The organism is uncultured Gimesia sp., from assembly GCF_937919775.1.
In the GTDB taxonomy this organism is placed as follows: Bacteria; Planctomycetota; Planctomycetia; order Planctomycetales; family Planctomycetaceae; genus Gimesia.
In genome coordinates, this window is the sequence record NZ_CALFPF010000435.1 from 1 (window position 1) to 1,928 (window position 1,928).

Annotated in this window: 1 protein-coding gene; it reads right to left on the reverse strand. The window is 46.9% G+C overall.

What is annotated here, in order from left to right:
* Window positions 1-210 precede the first annotated feature (210 nt).
* Window positions 211-1,928: hypothetical protein (locus Q0294_RS12160; RefSeq protein WP_299465439.1), on the reverse strand; the 1,718-nt coding region annotated here is incomplete at its 5' end.

Below are 1,928 nucleotides of genomic sequence, written 5' to 3' on the forward strand. Positions count from 1 at the left end.
GCAGTAAAACTGTAAAGAGCCGCATACCTAACAGCGAACGACGCAGCAGTGGTGATAAGTGTTTTACTCGTTGGGGATAAGTCACCAAAACCAATGCAATCAATGCGACCATGATCAGGATCATCGTCGGCCAGGACCAGATTGGTTCAAGGATTGGTTTCATAACGTATTCGAATCAAAGTTTTATGTTCTGAAGAGTTTTTCCGTATTTCAGGAAGACGTTTCTGCTGACTGGTCAATTTCGTAAAAATAATTTGCCGTAAAATGTTCCAGACAGAAAAAGATCAGAAGCAGGGTGGCAAGCAGGGGGAAAATTTCGACTCCCAGCCGCCCGGTACGAATTGTTCGTTTGAGCCCTTCTGTGTCGCGTGCCAGGCTGTAGCGTTCTGCTCCTAGAATCTGATTGAGTTCTTCGGCTGATATTGGCTGGAAATCACTTTCTCCGGGGGACGCATTGATACTGAACCCAGTCGATAAACGTGTTTTGTTTCCTGAGTTGTCAATGAGTTGATAAGGACCGACAACAGTCGTATCCGGAATTAAAACCTGATGCTTGCCGGCTGGAACTTCGATGGGCAGTTGTTTTAAGTCGGGGGTTCTTAATAGAAACGAAATCGCGCCATCACCGGATGCTGGCCATTGATAACTGGCGACTTCTCCTGCGAGATAGTTTGTCCGATTGGATCGTGTCCGGATCAGATAACGGGTCAGTTGGTCGGCAAACGCCAGATAGGACCAGCGGGCTAATAAAAGCTGGCTCCAGCCGGTGGCGTCGATGCCGGTCGTTAAGACAACCACTTTTCCCTGCCCCAGGGATTGTTCCACAATCGCAGGGGAATATCGGGAATCGGTATAAAAGGCAATGACCTGCCCTCGATTGGCAGGATCGACACGCCAGAATCGGTTAATCTCCATTGACGAAAGTTCTCCCGTCCCACCCAGATTCTGAAAGTAAGAGAATAGCGCGTGCTGGTTATTTTCCAGGTCTAAAAATTCAGGTGGAATAAATTTCAGCGATCCGAGCAGTTCCACGGGGAGTAACTTCTGAGCCACTTCCGAATTGAAAGAGACGATCATCGATTCGGGGGCATTTCCGTCACTGCCTAAAATGAAACAAACACCTCCCCCTTTTTCAGCATATTCCGTGAATTGCTGCCAACTGGTGGCGGGCAAATCCGTGATGTTGATCAAGTAAACGGCTGCATATTGTTCCAGTGGCAGTGATTCAATTTCGTTAAGAGACACCACTTTGCTTCGATAGTGATTTTTTTTCAAAGCGACGAGTTTTTCAGGAGCCAATACATCACTCCATAATCGTGCCGAGTTCTGATCGGGACTGACGACTAAAATTTCAGGCGGTGGTTCTGCCTCAATCGTAAAATAACGGACATCGTCAGGAAGATACGGGTCTGATGATGTGATTCGTAATTCACCCTGTGTGATTTTCTGATTGATATTCGGAAGGCTCATTTCCAGTTGCACTCCTTGCAGGGGAGCAGAGTCGTTGTCAGTTGCAGCATGCTCTGATGAGGAATTCACTGTGGAGAGCGGTCTTTGATCTCGTTTGATCAATTGCCCTTTTTCATTTTGCGTATACAGTTCAAGAAGTGTATTCTCAGCTGTAATTCCGGTAGAGACGATTTCTGCTTTTAAACTAACCGAATTTCCGAGTGTGATTGACTCATGGGAAAGACCAATCTGTGATATGCCGATATTCTGCGGGTTTGTGACCCCCACATCAATAATATAGATCCCCAGCCACTTCAGTTTTTCCAGTTGCTCTTTGATTAACTGTGAGGGCTGTCTTCTCCAGGCAGAGCGGGCCAGATCAGTGTAGAGATAGATCTCTCGTACCGATTGCTCCGACAGTGATGACTCGGATTGTGAAGCCGGTTGCTCACTTCCACTCCGTTTGAAATCATCTTCCT